Annotated in this window: 26 protein-coding genes; 3 read left to right on the top strand and 23 right to left on the bottom strand. The window is 37.1% G+C overall.

Annotated features, from left to right (window positions below; translation table 11 throughout):
* Window positions 1-665: 665 nt before the first annotated feature.
* Complete coding sequence (locus F6K06_RS08855; RefSeq protein WP_124143149.1) at window positions 666-890, top strand: hypothetical protein; 225 nt, start codon at window positions 666-668, stop codon at window positions 888-890.
* 305 nt (window positions 891-1,195) lie between these two features.
* A complete protein-coding gene (locus tag F6K06_RS08850; RefSeq protein WP_124143148.1) occupies window positions 1,196-2,059 on the top strand; it encodes a pentapeptide repeat-containing protein in 864 nt (287 codons plus the stop codon).
* Between the two features lie 242 nt (window positions 2,060-2,301).
* Here F6K06_RS08850 and F6K06_RS08845 read toward each other — a convergent pair whose 3' ends face one another.
* Window positions 2,302-2,781, bottom strand: coding sequence for a hypothetical protein (locus tag F6K06_RS08845; protein WP_124143147.1), 480 nt, complete (start codon window positions 2,779-2,781; stop codon window positions 2,302-2,304).
* A 263-nt stretch (window positions 2,782-3,044) separates the two neighbouring features.
* Between F6K06_RS08845 and F6K06_RS08840 the strand changes: the two genes are divergently transcribed.
* Complete coding sequence (locus F6K06_RS08840; protein ID WP_124143146.1) at window positions 3,045-3,233, top strand: hypothetical protein; 189 nt, start codon at window positions 3,045-3,047, stop codon at window positions 3,231-3,233.
* Window positions 3,234-3,768: 535 nt separating this feature from the next.
* On the opposite strand, the gene prfA is transcribed toward F6K06_RS08840, so the two are convergent.
* From prfA to rplN, 22 genes are all read right to left on the bottom strand, one after another.
* Window positions 3,769-4,878: a peptide chain release factor 1 gene (prfA, locus tag F6K06_RS08835; protein WP_124143145.1), complete on the bottom strand. Its 1,110-nt coding sequence runs from the start codon at window positions 4,876-4,878 to the stop codon at window positions 3,769-3,771.
* A 120-nt stretch (window positions 4,879-4,998) separates the two neighbouring features.
* Window positions 4,999-5,250: a 50S ribosomal protein L31 gene (rpmE, locus tag F6K06_RS08830; protein ID WP_124143144.1), complete on the bottom strand. Its 252-nt coding sequence runs from the start codon at window positions 5,248-5,250 to the stop codon at window positions 4,999-5,001.
* A 702-nt stretch (window positions 5,251-5,952) separates the two neighbouring features.
* A complete protein-coding gene (gene rpsI, locus F6K06_RS08825) occupies window positions 5,953-6,363 on the bottom strand; it encodes a 30S ribosomal protein S9 (RefSeq protein WP_124143143.1) in 411 nt (136 codons plus the stop codon).
* A gap of 5 nt (window positions 6,364-6,368) precedes the next feature.
* Window positions 6,369-6,818 carry a 50S ribosomal protein L13 gene (rplM, locus tag F6K06_RS08820; RefSeq protein WP_287241314.1) on the bottom strand — a complete coding sequence of 150 codons (450 nt, stop codon included), beginning with the start codon at window positions 6,816-6,818 and terminating at the stop codon, window positions 6,369-6,371.
* A gap of 344 nt (window positions 6,819-7,162) precedes the next feature.
* Window positions 7,163-8,005, bottom strand: a complete 843-nt coding sequence (gene truA, locus F6K06_RS08815; protein ID WP_338043123.1) for a tRNA pseudouridine(38-40) synthase TruA — start codon at window positions 8,003-8,005, stop codon at window positions 7,163-7,165.
* A 202-nt stretch (window positions 8,006-8,207) separates the two neighbouring features.
* Window positions 8,208-8,558 carry a 50S ribosomal protein L17 gene (gene rplQ / locus F6K06_RS08810; protein WP_124143141.1) on the bottom strand — a complete coding sequence of 117 codons (351 nt, stop codon included), beginning with the start codon at window positions 8,556-8,558 and terminating at the stop codon, window positions 8,208-8,210.
* Between the two features lie 171 nt (window positions 8,559-8,729).
* Window positions 8,730-9,692: a DNA-directed RNA polymerase subunit alpha gene (locus F6K06_RS08805; RefSeq protein WP_124143140.1), complete on the bottom strand. Its 963-nt coding sequence runs from the start codon at window positions 9,690-9,692 to the stop codon at window positions 8,730-8,732.
* Between the two features lie 24 nt (window positions 9,693-9,716).
* Complete coding sequence (gene rpsK, locus F6K06_RS08800; RefSeq protein ID WP_124143139.1) at window positions 9,717-10,112, bottom strand: 30S ribosomal protein S11; 396 nt, start codon at window positions 10,110-10,112, stop codon at window positions 9,717-9,719.
* Between the two features lie 809 nt (window positions 10,113-10,921).
* Complete coding sequence (locus F6K06_RS08795) at window positions 10,922-11,197, bottom strand: zinc ribbon domain-containing protein (RefSeq protein ID WP_338043122.1); 276 nt, start codon at window positions 11,195-11,197, stop codon at window positions 10,922-10,924.
* A 19-nt stretch (window positions 11,198-11,216) separates the two neighbouring features.
* Window positions 11,217-11,600, bottom strand: a complete 384-nt coding sequence (gene rpsM / locus F6K06_RS08790) for a 30S ribosomal protein S13 (RefSeq protein WP_124143138.1) — start codon at window positions 11,598-11,600, stop codon at window positions 11,217-11,219.
* A gap of 87 nt (window positions 11,601-11,687) precedes the next feature.
* Window positions 11,688-11,801, bottom strand: a complete 114-nt coding sequence (rpmJ, locus tag F6K06_RS08785) for a 50S ribosomal protein L36 (RefSeq protein ID WP_124143137.1) — start codon at window positions 11,799-11,801, stop codon at window positions 11,688-11,690.
* Between the two features lie 104 nt (window positions 11,802-11,905).
* Entirely contained in the window at window positions 11,906-12,130 is a 225-nt protein-coding gene (gene infA / locus F6K06_RS08780; protein WP_008191178.1) for a translation initiation factor IF-1, read from the bottom strand.
* A 228-nt stretch (window positions 12,131-12,358) separates the two neighbouring features.
* On the bottom strand, window positions 12,359-12,952 hold the full coding sequence (locus tag F6K06_RS08775; RefSeq protein ID WP_124143136.1) for an adenylate kinase: 594 nt from the start codon (window positions 12,950-12,952) through the stop codon (window positions 12,359-12,361).
* Window positions 12,952-14,292 carry a preprotein translocase subunit SecY gene (secY, locus tag F6K06_RS08770; RefSeq protein WP_287241298.1) on the bottom strand — a complete coding sequence of 447 codons (1,341 nt, stop codon included), beginning with the start codon at window positions 14,290-14,292 and terminating at the stop codon, window positions 12,952-12,954. The genes F6K06_RS08775 and secY overlap by 1 nt, the downstream gene beginning before the upstream one ends.
* Before the next feature lie 250 nt (window positions 14,293-14,542).
* Window positions 14,543-14,995: a 50S ribosomal protein L15 gene (gene rplO / locus F6K06_RS08765; protein WP_287241296.1), complete on the bottom strand. Its 453-nt coding sequence runs from the start codon at window positions 14,993-14,995 to the stop codon at window positions 14,543-14,545.
* Between the two features lie 194 nt (window positions 14,996-15,189).
* Entirely contained in the window at window positions 15,190-15,723 is a 534-nt protein-coding gene (rpsE, locus tag F6K06_RS08760) for a 30S ribosomal protein S5 (protein ID WP_287241294.1), read from the bottom strand.
* 51 nt (window positions 15,724-15,774) lie between these two features.
* Window positions 15,775-16,137, bottom strand: a complete 363-nt coding sequence (gene rplR, locus F6K06_RS08755; RefSeq protein ID WP_124145117.1) for a 50S ribosomal protein L18 — start codon at window positions 16,135-16,137, stop codon at window positions 15,775-15,777.
* Window positions 16,137-16,676, bottom strand: coding sequence for a 50S ribosomal protein L6 (rplF, locus tag F6K06_RS08750; protein WP_124145118.1), 540 nt, complete (start codon window positions 16,674-16,676; stop codon window positions 16,137-16,139). Before rplF ends, rplR begins: the two co-directional genes overlap by 1 nt.
* A 284-nt stretch (window positions 16,677-16,960) precedes the next feature.
* Window positions 16,961-17,362 carry a 30S ribosomal protein S8 gene (gene rpsH / locus F6K06_RS08745; RefSeq protein ID WP_124145119.1) on the bottom strand — a complete coding sequence of 134 codons (402 nt, stop codon included), beginning with the start codon at window positions 17,360-17,362 and terminating at the stop codon, window positions 16,961-16,963.
* A gap of 30 nt (window positions 17,363-17,392) precedes the next feature.
* Window positions 17,393-17,938, bottom strand: a complete 546-nt coding sequence (gene rplE, locus F6K06_RS08740; RefSeq protein ID WP_124145120.1) for a 50S ribosomal protein L5 — start codon at window positions 17,936-17,938, stop codon at window positions 17,393-17,395.
* 64 nt (window positions 17,939-18,002) lie between these two features.
* Window positions 18,003-18,371 carry a 50S ribosomal protein L24 gene (gene rplX / locus F6K06_RS08735; RefSeq protein ID WP_124145121.1) on the bottom strand — a complete coding sequence of 123 codons (369 nt, stop codon included), beginning with the start codon at window positions 18,369-18,371 and terminating at the stop codon, window positions 18,003-18,005.
* Window positions 18,372-18,740: a 50S ribosomal protein L14 gene (gene rplN, locus F6K06_RS08730; RefSeq protein ID WP_124145122.1), complete on the bottom strand. Its 369-nt coding sequence runs from the start codon at window positions 18,738-18,740 to the stop codon at window positions 18,372-18,374. It abuts the gene before it with no gap.
* Window positions 18,741-18,780 lie beyond the last annotated feature (40 nt).

The following is an 18,780-nucleotide window of genomic DNA, read 5'->3' as shown; positions in this document are numbered from 1 at the left end:
TCAACACTGTTAGGAGGTTGGAACTTTGTGCCTCACTTTTAGGGAAGTCACCCTAGAAAAATACTTCATTATCTATGAAATTGTATTAGTGAGGAATGCGTTTTCTCCAACTTTCCAAACTTCATTTCACTATCTTGAGGTTTTAGCCAACACATTCTCAAGGTTTACTGTGTAGCTATTTTCCCCATTCATTCAATAAATTTGGTAGAGCCGTTAGATCACCAAGATATACTGACGTTTTTAGTAATATCCTTAAATTAGGGACATTCAATTTTTTGGACTGTACTAATAAATTCACTTTTGGTTTGCAATGGTTAGGTCATGGCTCTTCAATATGTTAACTATTGTTCTCGTTTGTTAGTTTAACTCTTGATTCGTATCATTTTACTTAATATTAAGTAAATCTTTATTAATTTTTAATAATTATACATAAATTTAATTAATATTATGCATATATATGATGTTTATATGATATAGTAAATATTTTGATTACCTTTTTTTTTAAGACCATAGCTTTTACTATAGCTAGAAATACTTAGAACTACATCAGCAAAGTGTGGAATAAGTAATATCATGTCTGGAATAATAACCCTGAAAAAAACTTTCTCATCCTTCTTCTTTTCCTCCTATATAAGCTATTTGGTATCTTGACCTTGATAATAATTTTGAGCCATGGAGTCGTCCGTGAGATAGAGGCAATAGGAGAAAAAGGTGGAAAAATATTTCCATACTCCTCCATAAAGAGTCTGGGGAGATGGGGAGTGTGGGGATATGGGGATATGGGGATATGGAGACCCACCCCTAACCCCTACCAGGATGGGAATATTGAGAAAGATTTGGCAATGGCGCTCAGATGGAAAATTTCTTTATATCGAATTAAACGGATTTGATATAATTAGGATCTTTAGTTTTGCTGTATTGCTATGTTCGACTATAAACCCAAATTCAGTTGAAGTAAGGGATTTAGCCGACACACTAATCTTTGCCAATATCATTCCATAATGTCCAACTCCTTAATACTCGGTATGTTCGGTGGGTTACAGTGGACAGTTAAGATTTTGGTTCGCGACTCATAATTATTGTTGCCTAACCCACCCTACGCCTGGATTTAACATTCCTTTTACAAACAGTCTCTTATAGTTATTACTCCATAACAGAAATATATAAATATCTCTAAGAAGTTATCTAATAAAAAATGGCAAATAAAGAATATCTCGCCCTACTTAATCGGGATGTAATTACATGGAATGAATGGAGACAGAAAAATCTACATCTACAAGCAGATCTTACTAATGTCAACCTCAGAGGTATTAACCTGCAAGGTATTAATTTTCAAGGAGTAAATCTCACAGGAGCGAATCTCTGTTTAACTCAATTAAAAACAGCTAACTTAAGATATGCTAATTTAACTTCAGCTCAACTGATTCATGCTAACCTTACTTCTATTAATCTTCAGGGAGCTAACTTAAGATATGCTAATTTGATTTCTGCAGATCTAAGACAGGCTAACTTAATAGATGCTGATTTAGTTGGTGCAAATTTAATTGGAACTGATTTACAAAATGCTATTTGTCGATATGCTGATGCTACTTCAGCAGACCTGAGAAGAAGCAACTTAGCCAAAGCAGATTTAATAGAAACTAACTTCAGTTATGCTAATCTTAGTCATGCTAATCTCCATGAAGCTGAATTGATTGGGGCTTATTTTTACCAGACTAATTTAGACAAAGCTAATCTGATTGAAGCTCATCTGAGTAGAATTCATTTATCAAATGCTTCTTTAAAGGAAGCAAATCTTTATAAAGCAGATTTTAGGTTTGCAAACCTCAAAAAAGTTAATTTTCTAGGTGCAAATTTGAGGGGGGTTTATTTCCGAGGAACTAATCTAAGTAAGGCTATTTTAATTAGAGCTGATTTGAGAGGTGCTGATTTGAGAGGTGCTGATTTGAGAGGTGCTAATCTTACTGATGCTTTGATTAATGATATTAACCTTTCTGAAGCTAATCTTCAGGAAACAATTATGCCTAATGGTAAAGTTAATTATAATGATGAAACTTGATATTTTTAGTATTTTAACTATGTAGTATAAATACCATTTATGTTTGAGATATGAACAGGGAATTCAATATTTTAGAAAATAGGGAAGAGGTGTAGATTTGAAAAAGTTTTTGTAAGCAGAAAAAATAATAATCTAATTGAAAAACTCATCTAAAAAGATGATAAATCATATTAATTAAAATTTCAGACATACTCTAAGACCGAGAAAATCAAAAAACTAAGTGCTAATGACAAATTACAATATTATTCGCTAGGGCCTTCTAATATTTCTTGTACTTCATTATTAGTTTTGCCTAAAATTCTTGCTATAGGTCCTACTAAGTTTGTATCTACTGCTTTGCCTGCATAAATATCTTTGAGTTGCTCAGGAGAAATTTTATGAATATCACAAAATTTAATAAACTCATGGCCACTAACCTGCAGTTGTTCTTGCCTTTCTCGCAACAAGAGGGCTACCGCTCTTGGTCCATATTTAGGTCGTTCAGCCAGAGCTATATATTTCTGCATTAAGTCATTGACTCTACTTCTTTTTCCTCCCACCCTTCGCAGTAAATCTAGACAAGCTAGCCTTAAAGCTTTGTGTAGCCTTTCCTGCTCATTCATAACTTCTAGAATTTCTTCGGCATATTCAGGTTTACAAATGCCCACTAATTCTCCATCATTTAAAATTGGCACATAGAAACCCATTCCACATTCCCAAGATAATTCTTCATTGGTAGTCATGCCCAAATCTCCTACTTTTCTTTAATTTGCTAGAATTAGAATACTTTACTACGTTATATCAAATTCATTTCTGAGCTGCATAGAATAATATACAACCCATATTCCGCACCACAAAATGTAGTATAGAAGAAGGAGTAAGGAGTCAGAATTTACGAGAAAATCATAGCTACAGTGATTGAGTAAACAATCAAGCAAGTATTTATGATTAATTATTTACTCGGGATTTGATGAACGAAAAAAGTAATTGAGATGATTTGCATAGTATGAATACCTACCAAGCTACAGATTTTTATAATACTTTTAATGTTACAAATCGAAGTGCGGAATGTGGGATACAAGACTTATGGCGTTGCACAGTGACAAATGATTTTAGATTTTTGATGAACAATATTTTGGGTTTGAGAATTGCTAAAATGATTAATATTAGGTTTTTTACTCAAAATCTAAACTAATTTTTGGCAATATCATTCCATAATGTGCAAACCCAGACTTATATAATGTTCGGACGGGTCAGTTATAAATATGGTTTGCTGATTAAATCTCAAAACATTGACAGATAAAGGCTTTAGTCTTTTTATTGTCGAAAAAATTGCCTGGTTTTCAGTGCCTCAAGCTCATGCTTATGAGCATTTTGAGCAGACAAGGGCAGAAAAATCAAGGGACAAAACATCCAACTACCTCCTCTATAATTCCCATTTCTCCTGACTCAGTCCTCCCTTGACCATGCATACTTTTTCAGCAAACCCTAAATAAAATTGGTGTTGCTGAAATTTAATGGTAAGTAGCTGAAGGTAAAATTGAAAAACTTATGTTTTACATAGCTAAAAGTCTTATACTATCAGCTTTTTATCCCCCATATTGCCTGTTCCTGCGCACAGCGCTATACTTGCTAATATAAGCATATTTTATAAAAAAAACGAGAACTTTGTCCTCGCTTTTTGAGTGATATTGATATTATGTGAATAAGTCCATTTCACAAAATGTCAATTAGACTGACATTGGAGTAGATGTGGATGCTGCCAACTCTTGCAAACGTTCCTGCTGGTCTTGGGTAATACAAGCTTGAATTACATTTTCTATATCTCCCTCAAGAAGAGGTGCAAGGGAAAAGTTCTGACTCAAGCGATGATCTGTCACCCTATTATCTTTATAGTTATAAGTCCGAATTTTTTCTGAGCGGGAACCAGTACCTACTTGCGATCGCCTCATCGAACTAACTTCTTGTTGTTGCTCTTGTAGCTTAATCTCATAAAGTTTAGCTCGTAAAATTTGCATTGCCCTCTCTCTGTTTTGTAGCTGACTGCGCTCCTGAGTACAGAAAATTCTAATTCCTGTGGGTTTATGAAATAAATCCACAGCAGTTTCCACCTTGTTCACATTTTGTCCACCTGCTCCACCAGAACGAGCCGTTGTTAGTTCAATATCTTTTGCATCTATTTCCACTTCTACATCATCCACTTCTGGCATAATGGCCACCGTTGCTGTTGAAGTATGTACCCTCCCACCTGCTTCTGTCACTGGAACTCTTTGAACCCGATGAACTCCTGCTTCAAACTTCAGCTTACTATAAACCTGTTCTCCCTTAATCTCTAAAATTGCTTCTTTAAAACCTCCCATATCTGCTAAAGATTCACTCAGTAAACTCACCTTCCATTTTTGAGTTTCTGAGTAACGGGAGTACATTCTCACCAGATCCCCTGCCCAAATACTAGCTTCATCCCCTCCTGTACCAGCTCTAATCTCCAACATAATATTCTTATCATCGTTGGGGTCTCGTGGTAGTAGGGCAATTTTCATTTGAATTTCCAGAGATTCCAGCTTGGCTTCCAATTCCTCTACTTCCATTCTGGCCATCTCTTCCATTTCTTGGTCGCCACCAGCTTCTTTCAAGATTTCCTTAGCATCCGCTAATTCTTGCTGACTATTTTTCCACTCTTCATAAGTATTTACCACCTCTTCTAATGAGGAGCGTGCCTTAGCTACTTTTTGGAACTCAGTTGGATCTTTTGCAATATCTGGATCTGCTAAACGTAGAGTTAATTCATTGTAAGTTTGCTCAACGGATTTTAATTTTTCTAGTAAATATGTTTCAGCCATTGTCAGTTGTCCCTTGTCTTAATTAGTATTTTATTTATGGGGAATTTTTGTGAGATGTTGATGTTAATTGTTGTCCATAAAATATTACAGACAACTAATTAAGGACAATTGACATTCCAGCTATTTTTTATCTTTACTCTTCTTAGATTTAGAGCTTTTCCCTCCATCTTTTTTACTATACTTACGCATAAATCTCTCAACTCTTCCTTCAGTATCAATAATTTTCTGAGTACCTGTAAAAAAGGGATGATTTCCCGACCAAACATCAACATTAATCTCTGGTTTTGTAGAACCAATTGTCATTACTACTTCACCATTGCAGTAAACTTTGGCTTCTGGATACCACTCAGGATGAATTCCAGCTTTAGGCATTTTCTTTACTCTACTTAAAATTACAAATATTTTTTCTATACAATATCTTAGCTTATTGCACTGAATTGACAAAGCTAATTTTGTGCATTCAATTGTTGGGTTGGGGGCGGGTTCATCTAAATAATTTGTAACACCATTAACTTAATGCAGAACCCGCCCCTACTACACTATTGCAAAATTTTAGATGTGTCATACCAATTTTATAAATTTTTGCTACAAATATTTGGACTGTTTCGAGTAGTCAATAGTCAGTAGAAGTAGCTTTTATTCTCATTTTTTGCCATGAAAAAATCTATTATAGTAAATTTGCATCTGACTTAAATTACTTTAGTTGACTAAACTATTCGTAACATTCTTTTTTCAAATTGGTATCACACCACTAGGGCCTGTCATCAATTAGAACTATAAGCTTTGTGAGTCAAGGTTTTTAGCGCCTGTAGTCTTTCCCAGCCAAAAGTTCAAAACTCTTGCTACATAGTACTTTCAGATTTAATTGATGACACGCCCTACTATAGCGCTATTGAAAATTTTATCAAAAGACATCTGGTGAAAATCAAAAATCAAATCAATTCTTATCCATAAATTATCAATTATTTCTCCCTGTTCCCTGTTCCCTGTTCCCTGTTCCCTCTTTTGGTGGAGATGTCTAAAGTTTTTGCCAATTATCATCAATCTTGTAACAATTGGCAATTTTTCAGTATATCATCGTTTAGAATATTGAGGTGCTTTACGAGCTTTGCGTAAACCATACTTTTTCCGTTCTTTTGCCCGGGGGTCGCGAGTCAAATATCCTTCTGTCTTCAGAGGTTTACGATTATCTGGGTCTAACTGGCATAAAGCTCTAGCAACGCCTAATTTAATAGAATCAGCTTGTCCTGTTAACCCACCTCCTGTAGCTTTCACTAGAATGTCATACTCATTTTCCAAACCTAAAGTCTCTAGTGGAGCTTTGGCAGATGATAAATAACCATGATTATATTGCAGGTATAACTCACCATCTTTGCCATTAATAATCAATTTGCCTGTACCTGGAACTAGGCGTACTGAAGCGATCGAAGACTTACGACGACCAGTCCCCCAATACATAGCACGGCCACTTTCTTTTGCTTGCATTATTTTTATTCTCCTGGAGTAGTTTCAATAATTAACGTTTCAGGTTTTTGAGCTTGGTGAGGATGGTCAGGTCCTGGATAAACTTTTAGTTTAGCATGAAGTTTTCTGCCTAGAGAATTTTTTGGTAGCATTCCGTAAACTGCCTCCTCAATAATTCTTTGAGGCAAACGAGCTTGCAACTTAGAAAAAACCTCTGTTTTCATCCCTCCTGGCCTTCCAGAATGGCGACGATAAAGTTTCTGACTACTTTTTTTACCAGTTACATTCACCTTTTCAGCATTAACGACAATCACAAAATCTCCTGTATCGAGATGTGGAGTATAAGTTGGTTTATTCTTACCCCTAATAATCATCGCAATAGCAGTAGCTAATCGCCCTAAACGCTGTTCTTTAGCATCAATAACATACCATTTTTGCTCTAGAGCCTTCAGTGGTGGAACGTATGTTGTATTCATAATTTACTTAATTTAGTTGTTTTTTTACTGCTTATATTGGCTTTTATTGTCAGTTTAATCTGATTGAATTATTTGCTCAGTTTACCCAATTGTCAGTTATTATTCTTTGATACTTAATCAGGAATTACGCATTTTTCCGACATAAACACTATATGTACCATAGTGCTATAGTTTTTATCTACTATATGTAGTGCCTTTGCGTAATTCCTGTTAATGGAAAGTCTCAATAGAGATACTTATAGCGGTTTTTTAGAAAGAAGTCTCCAGTAACAGCAGTGAGTAAACCAGTTTCGCAACATTTTAGGAGTGACTGAATCCATCAAAGTAGCGATCGCCTGCTCTAATCAATAAAAAATAAATTGAGGCATATTATTATACCAAACTTCTTGAGTAAAAGGAAACTCCAGATAACCAACCCGCAATAAACAGAGGCCACTAGCCGGAGCTGAGTGCTTCACAACATCCCTTCTTTGATTAACCCAGATATCTGTAAAATTTTTCACAGATAGCTTCTGTTGACCCACTTGAATGAGTAACCCCACCAATAATCGCATCATTCCATATAGAAACCCACTAGCTTGAACCTCTATATGAATAAATGGCCCCTGACTTTCACACTTAACCTCTTGTACATCTACCCAAGAATGAGGACGAGAAGAGCCAGCTCTTTGAAAAGCAGCCAAGTGATGACAGCCAATTAAAGGATTCAAAGCTGCTTGAATCAACAATGGATCTAACTGTGCTTGATAGTAATGCCAAACAAAAGGCATCACAAACAAATTAGGCCGTTTTTCTGTATATAGGGTGTAGCGATAACGCCGCGAAGTTGCAGAAAATCGAGCGTGCCAGGTAGATTCAACTTGAGCCGAACTTGCGATTAAGATATCATTAGCTAGCCGTGAATTGAGAATAGTAGCCCACTTATGGGCAGGAATTGGGCCTGGAACATCGAAATGGGCTACTTGTGCTGCGGCATGAACTCCCGCATCTGTTCTTCCTGCACCATGTAATATTACAGACTGGTTAACCACAGAAGAAATAGTATTTTCAATCTCTTCTTGTACAGTTCGTTGATTTGGCTGTCTTTGCCACCCATGAAAATGAGTGCCTTGATATTGAATTACAAGAGCAACACGCTGAACTAAAGGTTGGTTATTAGCCATGGGAAAGTTGAAAGTTTGTGACATACTCCCACAATGCTGATCAAGAATCAGATGTAGGCTTCTCAGGGACTTCTCTATGAGAACATTGACTGAGCTACCAAGGGATGCCCCACCTCTCTAAAGCTTAAAAGTCAATCTTTGTCACCATTAAATTTTTACTATTAATAAAATGGTCAAGTACTAACTTTTTCTGATTGATTTCCCAACTATCTCTTAACTATAGACCTTAAACCAGTTCAATAATTGCCATTTCTGCGTTATCTCCACGACGGCGAACAGTTCTTAAAACACGGGTATAACCTCCATTACGAGAACCGTATCTATCCTGTGCTCCTTCAAATAGAGAGTGAACTAGCTTTTTGTCATAGATATAACCTAAAGCTTGTCGGCGAGCTGCTAACGATCCATCCTTTGCCAAGGAAATCATTTTTTCTGCTTCTGACTGTACAGCTTTAGCACGGGTTTTTGTGGTAGTAATCCTACCATGACGGATTAATTCAGTGGCTAGAGACCGCAGAAGAGCGCGACGCTGATCTGCTGGTTTTCCTAGCTTTGGAACACGACGACTATGACGCATGACTACTTTGAGTATCTAAAATATTTGAGCTAATTTTTTCAATTTGTGTTTCCGTACTGCTACTAACAGCTTCAAAAACTCAGTCGGTCATCTTTGAAAGCAAATAGTATTTCAGATTGACATTTTTGATGCCATTGACAAAAACTGGTTTTAATTTCTAACTTTTGGCCTCTAAGTAGCTTTAGCAACTTTTTCTTGAGGCAAAGTTATTCCCAAGCGTTTCTGTAAAGCTTCTATAACTTCCTCAGCCGATTTTTGACCAAAGTTTTTGATCTCTAAAAGGTCTTCTTGACTGTACTCCAGTAGGTCTGCAACAGAGTTAATTTGCGCTCTTTTCAGACAGTTATAAGCCCGAACCGATAGTTGTAATTCTTCTATTGGAATCTGACTTGTTGGGTCTGTAGGCTCTCCTGATGGAGCCTCTGCCATATTAGTAATATCTTTAAGTGGCTCAAACAAACTCATTAAGATACTAGCAGCATGACTCAAAGCATCTTGAGGTGTGTAACTGCCATTTGTCCAAACCTCCATAATAAGTCGGTCTTCTTCTATAGAGCTACCTATACGAGCTTCAACTGTATAGTTAACCTTACGAACTGGCATAAAAATGGCATCAATTTGCAGAAAATCAAGAGCTGTAACATCATCGCGAGTACGATCTACCGCTCTATAACCAGTCCCTTTCTCAATTCTAAACTCCATTTCCAGAATTGACCCAGGAGATAGGGTAGCGACATATTGGCTGCGATCGATTATTTCTACCTCCGAAGGTACATCAAAACGATCTGCAGTTAATGTTGCTGGCCCTTCTATCCTGACTCTACCAATTTGTGGTTGGTTGGAATGGCTTTTGAGAACAACCTCTTTCATGTTCAGTAGGATCTCTAGAACATCTTCCCTTACCCCTTTGATTGTGGCAAATTCATGATTAACCCCAGCTATCCTCACTGATGTAATGGCTGTTCCTTCTAAGTTAGATAGTAGAACCCGCCTCAGTGCATTCCCTACTGTTGTCCCTTGACCGCGAGCTAGTGGCTCTATAATAAATTTTCCGTACTGACTACGATCTTTGTCAGTTTTAGACTCTATACACTCGTAATGAAACTGCGCCACGGAGTGACCTCCCTTGAACATTGAACCCCAGAGTTAATAATTTGATTAGACTCTACGCCGTTTTGGTGGACGGCAGCCATTGTGAGGAATTGGGGTAATATCTCGGATCAAAGTTATCTCTAGTCCTGCCCCTTGTAAAGCCCTAATAGCAGTTTCTCTTCCTGCTCCAGGACCACTAACCATTACTTGAATCTGACGCATTCCTTGGTCGTTAGCTCGACGTGCTGCGCTTTCTGCTGCTGTTTGTGCGGCAAAGGGAGTTCCTTTTTTTGCTCCTTTGAAACCACTAGAACCTGCTGAGGCCCAAGAAATTACTTCACCATTCAAGTCAGTAATGGTTACAATTGTATTATTGAAGGTAGACTGAATGTAAGCCACCCCATTGGGCACATTCTTTTTTTGCTTTTTTGCACCTGTTTTTTTACCTGGTTGTCGTGCCATATTTGTCTTTATGAGTGGTATCTTAAGGTAATAATGTACTTTTCTCAGAACAAGTTGACTTATTTCTAATCTTAAACTTATAAGAATTGTTTACTTTGATATAGCTTTAAAAGCTATGCTATATCCTTATATGACTAGCTAGAAATATTGTATTTTGGTTTTACATGACTTAATGTCTGAGAAATAAACTTTTTTGCTGGCTATTGAATTTTTAAATGCTATACTTTTAGTAGTAATACCCACATTTTACTTACATATGAGAGATGATTTTTTTGCGCCAGTAAAGTTTTTACTTTTATTTACTAGAACTATGAGTCTAGAGTTTTTGTTGTAATATCTGAAGTAGCAGATTTTTTGTGTTTCAACCCTGGCAAGTTTTTCTCACTTAAGTCAACAGACTTAACTATAAATAATTCTTTTTTCTCCTTAATTTAATAGTTATAATTAGACAATAACAATTGACTTTCAGAGTTGATCGTTTAATTCGATTAATTTCTTTTCAATCTGACTGAATTACATTACTATAATCACTGTCAATTACTCATAATTTCAGATAATTTGCTATTATTAATAGTATTAATAATTTGTTTGTACTTAAGTAAGCTATACAGAAATAGAATTAAGACTTAAGTAGATAATCAAATCAAATAATACTCAGTAGCAAGTAAGGCTTTAACTAAATTGTTCCCCCCCTTTGGCGAGCTTGGTCTTTACTAATGATAGTAATAGCTTTACTTGACATCCTCCCGGCGTTGAATCTAAAGATTACAACGCGGGATTCCTAACCATCACAGGTTAGGTCTTTCTGCTTAAATGCAAGCCCTCCGGAGCTTAATCCTTTCAGGCCTTACAGTCACTCCACAGACTGACACTGCGAGTCCCGCAGCCTTCTTGGTGGGCGTTCCCTTGCGTCTGTCGCCGACGCGGGTTCCCATCCGCAAAATATTTATACTAGCGTTGATATCTCTATCATGGTGAGCTGGACATTCTGGGCAATCCCACTCTCTAATATGTAGAGGTAGTTTATCTACTACATCTCCACAGTCTGAACAAAGCTTAGAACTGGGAAAGTATCTATCAATCATAAAAGATAGAACCAAACTTCTATTTCTTAGCACTGGCTTTTTTCTTACCAGCTACAGTTCGACGTACACCTCTACGAGTTCTGGCGTTAGTGCGAGTCTGCTGTCCTCTAACTGGTAGACCCATCCTGTGCCGACGACCCCGGTAAGTACCAATATCCATCAACCGCTTGATGTTCATGGCTTCCAATCGTCTAAGGTCTCCTTCAACTTGGTAGTTATTTTGAACCGTAGAACGAAGTTCTGCTATATCAGAATCACTTAAATCCTTGACCCGGGTATCAGGATTTACACCAGTTTCATCTAAAATTTCTTGAGACCGAGATAGTCCAATTCCATAGATGTATGTCAGACCAATTTCTATACGCTTATCGCGTGGGAGATCTACTCCTGCAATTCGTGCCACTTTACTTTATCTCCATCACCTTAAAATTAAACTTAAACTAGGTTAATGAGTAGACAACAAATAATCTGATGCCTGTATCGAATATGCTTAACCTTGACGTTGTTTATGTTTGGGATTAACACATATAACCATTACTCGTCCTCGACGACGAATAACACGACACTTTTCACACATTTTTTTGACAGATGCTCTAACTTTCATGCCTTATTATGGCAATACTACAAATTTAGTATTGTATCATTTACTAATGTTTTCAGCAAGTAGATAATCTCCCTACAAATTATTGAGTAGAGATTCAATCATTACTACTTTTTCCTCAGCCGATATGTAATTCGACCTTTTGTCAAGTCATAGGGTGTTAACTCTACCTTGACTCGATCGCCTGGTAGAATTTTGATGTAATTGCGACGGATTTTTCCAGAAATATGAGCTAGCACATTAAACCCATTATCTAAGTCTACTCTGAACATAGCATTAGGTAGAGATTCCGTCACTGTACCCTCCATTTCTATGAGATCTTGTTTTGCCAACTGTTAATCACCTCAACGCTGCAAGTAACCATTTTTTTGTATTGAGAACAGCCTGTTATTTCAGGTGATTCCCCTCAACATATCCTATCAAAAAGTTTTTAATTTTTAGAGGTTATTGAGCATGAGTTATAAATAATATATATCTATAATATTTAATTGGCATTTAGAGAGCTACAACTAAATATTTCCAGGTAGAAACAATTTATCAAAATCTAATTCTTATTTACCCTATGATATATTAACCGATAGCTTGAGAGAATTAGTCACAGCATCAACAGACTGATTTCCATCTATTGTAAATAGCTGTTGACGTTCTTTGTAAAATTCAATCAGAGGTTGTGTTTGTTGGTCGTAGACTTTTAAACGATTTCTAATAGTTTCCTCATTATCATCTTGCCGACCCCTTGATAATAAGCGACCGACTAAAACCTCATCTGGCACTTGTAAATTTATGACCATCAAAGAATTACTAATTTCAGCTATTTCTTCTTGAGTGTCATTTCCATTTTTGCTTCCAGATAAAAGTTTTTCTACAAAATGTGCTTGAGCCACATTTCTAGGAAACCCATCTAGAACCCAACCATTTTGAGCATCATCTTTTTTCAGTCTTTCTTCAACCATGTCAAGGATTAGTCCATCGGGAACCAAATCACCTTTGTCCATATATTCTTTAGCTTGTAAACCCAGGGTTGATTTTTGTGCCACATTATTGCGTAAAATATCACCTGTAGAAATATGAGGAACTTGGTAAAATTCTGCTATTCGAGATGCCTGTGTTCCCTTGCCTGCTCCTGGCGGACCTAAGAATATCAGTTTTACCACTATTGCTTCACCATTCCTTCGTATCTTTGGGAGATAACGTAAGTTTGAATTTGTTTTGCTGTATCTATTGCTACACCTACTAGAATTAATAGAGAGGTAGCTCCTAATCCTCTAAAGGTAGGTACACGAGTTGCACTTTCTACTACCGTAGGGATAATTGCTACTACACCAAGGAAAATAGCTCCTAAGAAAGTCAACCTATTCAAAACTTTCTCTATATAATCGCTGGTAGTTTTACCTGGGCGAATGCCTGGGATACTTGCTCCCATTTTCTTCAAATTCTGCGACATATCCACTGGGTTCATAATGAGGGAGGCGTAGAAATAACTGAAGAATAATATTAGAACAAAGTAAAATAGAGCATACAACCAAGGAGTCGGGCCACTAGGACTGATAGAAGTAATAATCTGAGATAAAAGTGGATTGTTAGAAAACTGAGCTAAAGATACAGGTAATATGAGGACGGCAGAAGCAAAGATAATTGGCATTACTCCACCCTGATTTAATCGTAAAGGTAAATAGCTTTTTGTTTCCCGATAAAGTTTTCTACCTACTTGACGACGAGCTGAAAGTATAGGAATTCTGCGACTTCCCTCTTGTACAAAGACAATACCTACAATCATCACGAGGAATACCAGAAGCAGAATAATCGCACGACCTACGATAGCACGGTCTCCTCCTTCAAACAATTTAATAGTGTCGCCTAGTGATTGAGGTAACACAGCCACAATGTTGACAAATATCAACAATGATGCTCCATTACCAATTCCTCTTTCTGTAATTAATTCAGATATCCACATCACAAACATGGAACCTGCCGTAATTGCTAAAATAGTCTTAGCAATAAATAGAGGCCCTGGGCTAATCGCTACACTTACCGACGATCCATTGATATCTACAGATGAACTATTCAGAAATATTGCTAAACCAAAGCTTTGTAAAACTGACCATCCCAAGGCCACATAGCGAGTGATTTGAGAAATTTTACGACGTCCTGCTTCTCCTTCATTCTTCTGCAGATTTTCTAAACTGGGTAAGGCTGCTGTCATCAATTGAATGATGATTGAAGCATTAATATAAGGTATAATGCCTAATGCAAAAATACCTAATGCCGAGAAACCTCCACCAGAAAACAAATCCAGAAATCCAGTTAAAGCCTGATCTCCGATACTTGCTTCAAAAGCTCCTCTATTTATTCCTGGTACTGGTAAGTACACACCTAGACGCACCAAAAGAAGTAAACCTATTGTCACTAGCAGTCGCCCCCGCAACCCTGCTGCTTGGGCCATCTGCAAGAATGTTTCTTGAGCAGTTGGTGACTTATCTCTACTAATGTCCATATTTATTTGAGATTTATATTTTATATTTTTGATTTTAGCAAAATTAGATAGAATCCTCCGCTTCTAGAGATTTTATATGTTTGAGAACCAAGGTTTTTCTTCAATTAAAGCTTTTGAAACTCTACTTGAGATAACCTGAAAAAACTAGAAAGTTTACTGAAAATCATGAAGAAAAAAGAAAAAAAATCCTTCTAACCAATCCTCTTAAATTTATAAGAAAAGGTAATTCTAAATTCTAAATTCTAAATTCTTAATTCTTACCTATTTGTTCGCAACTACCACCTGCTGCTTCTATTTTGGAACGAGCTGTAGCTGTAAAACCTATAGCATGAACATTTAGTGCAACATTCAACTCTCCATCTCCGAGCACTTTGAGCGGTCCATCATTACTTGTAATAATTCCCGCTTCCATTAGAGAGGCAAGAGTTACCTCTGTGTTAGTTGGTAATGATGCCAACTTACCCACATTGATAATTGTATATTTCTTCCGATTGACCATCGGAAAGCTTTTTAACTTTGGCAAGCGACGATAAAGAGGATTTTGACCACCTTCAAAACCTGGTCTAGTACTGCTACCAGACCGAGATTTTTGACCACGCATCCCCTTACCACAACTTGCACCTTGACCTGCTGAGATGCCTCGTCCTAATCTACGAGGGCGTTTCTGAGAACCTTTTTTAGGAATTGCATCTTTTAATCTCATATTGTTTTATCTTGCCACCGATGAATTTGCCATTAACGAAGATTCAAATTTTATTACCTAACTAACTAATGTCAAGTCTATAGCAAAGAATAGGTTGGTTAGGACTTATGCAGATAATAAACAGTAAGATAAGGAAATATTTTTCCTACTGTTGCCTGTTGCCTATTCCCTGTTGCCTATTCCCTGTTCCCTGCTTAAGCATATAGATGTTCCACAGGCAGGTCTCGTTCTTGAGCAACATCGGCCAATGTTCTCAAAGCAGATAAGGCGTTAACAGCAGCTCTAGCATTGTTTAATGGATTATTAGACCCTAACTGTTTGGCTAATATATTCTGAACACCTGCTAGCTCCAGAACTGTTCTCACCGCTCCTCCCGCGATCACTCCCGTACCTGGTGCTGCTGGACGCATTATCACTTTAGCTCCACCACCAAAACCATTTACAAGGTGAGGAATAGAGTTAGATTTTGTCAGAGGGACTTCTACTATATGTTTCTTGCCGTCTGCAACTCCTTTCTTGACAGCGCCGATAACATCTGCTGCTTTACCCACTCCTACGCCTACTTGACCTTTTTCATTGCCTATAACGACAATAGCCCGGAAACTGAGGTTTTTACCACCTTTAACAACTTTAGTGACTCGGCGGATTTGGACAACCCTTTCCTGCCATTCACTTTCTTTCTCTTTTGTACGGTTATTTTTTTTACGACGCTGCTGTTGTTCTGCCATAGTTGTTACCTTTTGTCAAGTTCTTTTTTTGTGTGTAACTTTACTAATTATCTAGAAGTCTAATCCCGCTTCACGAGCTGCCTCAGCTAAAGCTTTTACACGGCCATGATAGATATTTCCACCACGGTCGAAAACTACTTTTTCTATTCCTTTTTCTAGCGATCGCTGTGCAATTAATTTTCCTACTTGCACAGAAGCATCACAGTTAGCTCCTGAACTAATACTTGATTTTAATTCTGGTTCTACAGTTGATGCTGCAACTAAGGTATGTTGTTTAGTATCATCAATTACTTGAGCATAGATATGCAGATTTGAGCGAAATACTGACAGTCTAGGGCGTTCTGATGTACCAAATACCTTTTTTCGCACCCGACGATGCCGCTTTCTGACAGAGTCTTTACGAGTATACTTCATTATTTCTTACCTGATTTACCTGCTTTGAGTTTAATCATTTCACCTGCATAGCGAATACCTTTGCCTTTGTATACTTCTGGTGGACGAACAGCACGAATTCGCGCAGCAGTATTTCCTACTAATTCTTTATTGATACCAGTAACAATTACATTAGTATTATTTTCTACTGCCACCTGAATACCTTCCGGAGGAGGCATTTCTACTGGTTTACTGTAACCTACGTTTAAGATCAAGTTCTTCCCTTGAACTTGAGCACGATATCCTACTCCTTGAATCTGTAGTCGCTTTTCATATCCTTTTGATACCCCTTCGACCATATTGGCAACTAAAGTTCGAGATAGACCATATTGCTGACGAGCACGACGAGTTTCAGTTTGTGGTTTAACCACAATAGTATCTTCCTGCTGTTCAACAGCTATTTCTGGGGACAGTACTCTAGAAAGTTCACCTTTCGGGCCTTTTACTGTTACTTTTTGACCATCAATGGTAATGGTCACTTTGTTGGGAATCTTGATGGGAAGCTTACCAATTCGAGACATAGCTTTCTTTGTATATATATAAGGTTGCTAGATATTGTTTTCTTTGGGTTAGTGAATAGCTCTTGATTAGACCTCTTGCAAAAGTTTTAATCAAATCAATTCAAGACACGAAATCAACAATTTTACCAAAAAATTGTGCTTTCAAGCTTCCTTTTTTTAGGAGATAAAAAGACAAAAATTTCTTTGAGTCAATCCTGTTCTTTTAGAGGAGAGGTAATTATTAATTATTAATTGTTAAACTCCCTATTCCCTGACTTCTGCAAGAAGTCTATTCATTTTGTTTACTACCAAACATAACAAAGGACTTCTCCTCCGATGCCTCTTTTTCTAGCTTCTCTATCAGTCATAATTCCACTGGATGTGGAAATAATAGCTATTCCTATTCCACCTAAAACTCGTGGTAATTCTTTACGATTTTTATAGACCCGGAGTCCAGGTTTACTAACTCGCTTCAGATATCTAATAATGGGTTGTCGATTTTTACCTTTGTATTTTAAAGAAATTACTAGGAACTTCTTGAGACCTTCGCCTTCTTGTTCAAATCCACCAATAAAACCTTCCTCGTTCAATACTTTGGCAATACTGCGAGTCATCTTTGTTGCTGGAACTTTTGTTGTTGTATGTTGCGCCATGCAGGAGTTGCGAATTCGCGTCAACATATCTGATATTGTGTCGTTAGCCGCCATTTTTTCCTTTTTTTCCTTAACTACTTTAAGTTAATTAGTCCGAAAGGGCATTCCCATTTCTTTAAGTAAGGCGCGGCCTTCCTCATCAGTGTTAGCTGTGGTAATAATTGAAATGTCCATTCCCCGAATTTGATCGATACTGTCATATTCTATCTCTGGAAATATTAGTTGCTCTTTTAAACCTAAGCTGTAATTTCCTCGACCGTCAAAGCTTTTAGGATTTATGCCTCTAAAGTCTCTAATTCTAGGTAATGCTAAATTAATTAGTCGGTCTAGAAATTCATACATTCTTCCAGAACGTAGAGTCACCATAACTCCTACTGGCATTCCGTTACGGATTTTAAATCCGGCGATCGCTTTTTTTGCCCTAGTTACTACTGGTTTTTGGCCTGTAATTGTAGCTATTTCTTTGATTGATGAGTCTAGAGCTTTAGCATTTTGAGATGCTTCCCCTAAACCCCGGTTCAATGTTACTTTAACCAGTTTTGGTACCTGGTGAATATTTTTATACTTAAACTGCTCCATCATTTTGGGAACAATTTTTTCTTGGTAAAAATTCTTTAGTCTTTCTGCCATAGTTTTAGTAACTATATAGTTTAGTAAATTTACTTAGTAATAAAGTAATTTGATTTTGGTCTGTTTAATCAATAATTTCTCCTGTTTTTTTGAGCTTTCGCACTTTGCGACCATCATCTGTAAATGTATAACAAATGCGACTAGCTACTTTTTCTTTGCTAGAGTAGAGCATAACGTTAGAACTATGAATCGGAGCTTCAATGGTAACAATTTTACCTGACTCTCCTTCTTGCTGAGGTTTAACGTGCTTTGTTTTGACGTTAATTTCTTTCACTACAACTTTGCTAACTTTTGGCAACACCTTCAGAATTTCGCCTACTTTGCCTTTATCTTTTCCGGCAATTATTTGAACTGTGTCACCTTTCTTAACGTGCATCTTATAGCGTATAGGTTTTCCCTGTGCGCTCATTTGAGATTTTTTCTTTTTAGCCATTTACAGTACCTCCGGTGCTAGGGATACGATTTTAGTAAAATTTTTGTCTCGTAATTCACGAGCTACTGGGCCAAATACACGAGTCCCTCGTGGATTTCCATCCTGGTTGATAATTACTGCTGCATTATCATCAAATCTAATGCTCATACCAGTATCTCGACGTAAACCTTTCCTAGTACGGACAACAACAGCTCTCACTACATCTGACTTTTTGACAGCCATGTTAGGAGATGCGTCTTTGACTACAGCTATTATAACGTCACCTATACGAGCATAGCGACGATTGCCACCACCTATTACACGGATGCACATTAATTTTCGGGCACCGCTATTATCAGCTACATTTAATATGGACTGTTGTTGAATCATTGCTGTCTCTGTGATGTTTTATAGATGTGTTAGAATTAAA

It is taken from the genome of Okeania sp. SIO1H4, from assembly GCF_010672695.1.
Classification (GTDB): Bacteria; Cyanobacteriota; Cyanobacteriia; order Cyanobacteriales; family Microcoleaceae; genus Okeania; species Okeania hirsuta.
Note: the sequence above shows the minus strand (reverse complement) of the source record. Positions and strands in the feature narration are given on the sequence as shown.

Bases quoted from the DNA above. Each gene is read 5' to 3' on its own strand.
- F6K06_RS08850 (WP_124143148.1), top strand. From the start codon at position 1,196: ATGGCAAATAAAGAATATCTCGCCCTACTTAATCGGGATGTAATTACA.
- F6K06_RS08845 (WP_124143147.1), bottom strand. From the start codon at position 2,781: ATGACTACCAATGAAGAATTATCTTGGGAATGTGGAATGGGTTTCTAT.
- F6K06_RS08840 (WP_124143146.1), top strand. From the start codon at position 3,045: ATGAATACCTACCAAGCTACAGATTTTTATAATACTTTTAATGTTACA.
- prfA (WP_124143145.1), bottom strand. From the start codon at position 4,878: ATGGCTGAAACATATTTACTAGAAAAATTAAAATCCGTTGAGCAAACT.
- rpmE (WP_124143144.1), bottom strand. From the start codon at position 5,250: ATGCCTAAAGCTGGAATTCATCCTGAGTGGTATCCAGAAGCCAAAGTT.
- rpsI (WP_124143143.1), bottom strand. From the start codon at position 6,363: ATGCAAGCAAAAGAAAGTGGCCGTGCTATGTATTGGGGGACTGGTCGT.
- rplM (WP_287241314.1), bottom strand. From the start codon at position 6,818: ATGAATACAACATACGTTCCACCACTGAAGGCTCTAGAGCAAAAATGG.
- truA (WP_338043123.1), bottom strand. From the start codon at position 8,005: ATGTCACAAACTTTCAACTTTCCCATGGCTAATAACCAACCTTTAGTT.
- rplQ (WP_124143141.1), bottom strand. From the start codon at position 8,558: ATGCGTCATAGTCGTCGTGTTCCAAAGCTAGGAAAACCAGCAGATCAG.
- F6K06_RS08805 (WP_124143140.1), bottom strand. From the start codon at position 9,692: ATGTTCAAGGGAGGTCACTCCGTGGCGCAGTTTCATTACGAGTGTATA.
- rpsK (WP_124143139.1), bottom strand. From the start codon at position 10,112: ATGGCACGACAACCAGGTAAAAAAACAGGTGCAAAAAAGCAAAAAAAG.
- F6K06_RS08795 (WP_338043122.1), bottom strand. From the start codon at position 11,197: ATGATTGATAGATACTTTCCCAGTTCTAAGCTTTGTTCAGACTGTGGA.
- rpmJ (WP_124143137.1), bottom strand. From the start codon at position 11,801: ATGAAAGTTAGAGCATCTGTCAAAAAAATGTGTGAAAAGTGTCGTGTT.
- secY (WP_287241298.1), bottom strand. From the start codon at position 14,292: ATGGACATTAGTAGAGATAAGTCACCAACTGCTCAAGAAACATTCTTG.
- rplO (WP_287241296.1), bottom strand. From the start codon at position 14,995: ATGAGATTAAAAGATGCAATTCCTAAAAAAGGTTCTCAGAAACGCCCT.
- rpsE (WP_287241294.1), bottom strand. From the start codon at position 15,723: ATGGCAGAACAACAGCAGCGTCGTAAAAAAAATAACCGTACAAAAGAG.
- rplR (WP_124145117.1), bottom strand. From the start codon at position 16,137: ATGAAGTATACTCGTAAAGACTCTGTCAGAAAGCGGCATCGTCGGGTG.
- rplF (WP_124145118.1), bottom strand. From the start codon at position 16,676: ATGTCTCGAATTGGTAAGCTTCCCATCAAGATTCCCAACAAAGTGACC.
- rpsH (WP_124145119.1), bottom strand. From the start codon at position 17,362: ATGGCGGCTAACGACACAATATCAGATATGTTGACGCGAATTCGCAAC.
- rplE (WP_124145120.1), bottom strand. From the start codon at position 17,938: ATGGCAGAAAGACTAAAGAATTTTTACCAAGAAAAAATTGTTCCCAAA.
- rplX (WP_124145121.1), bottom strand. From the start codon at position 18,371: ATGGCTAAAAAGAAAAAATCTCAAATGAGCGCACAGGGAAAACCTATA.
- rplN (WP_124145122.1), bottom strand. From the start codon at position 18,740: ATGATTCAACAACAGTCCATATTAAATGTAGCTGATAATAGCGGTGCC.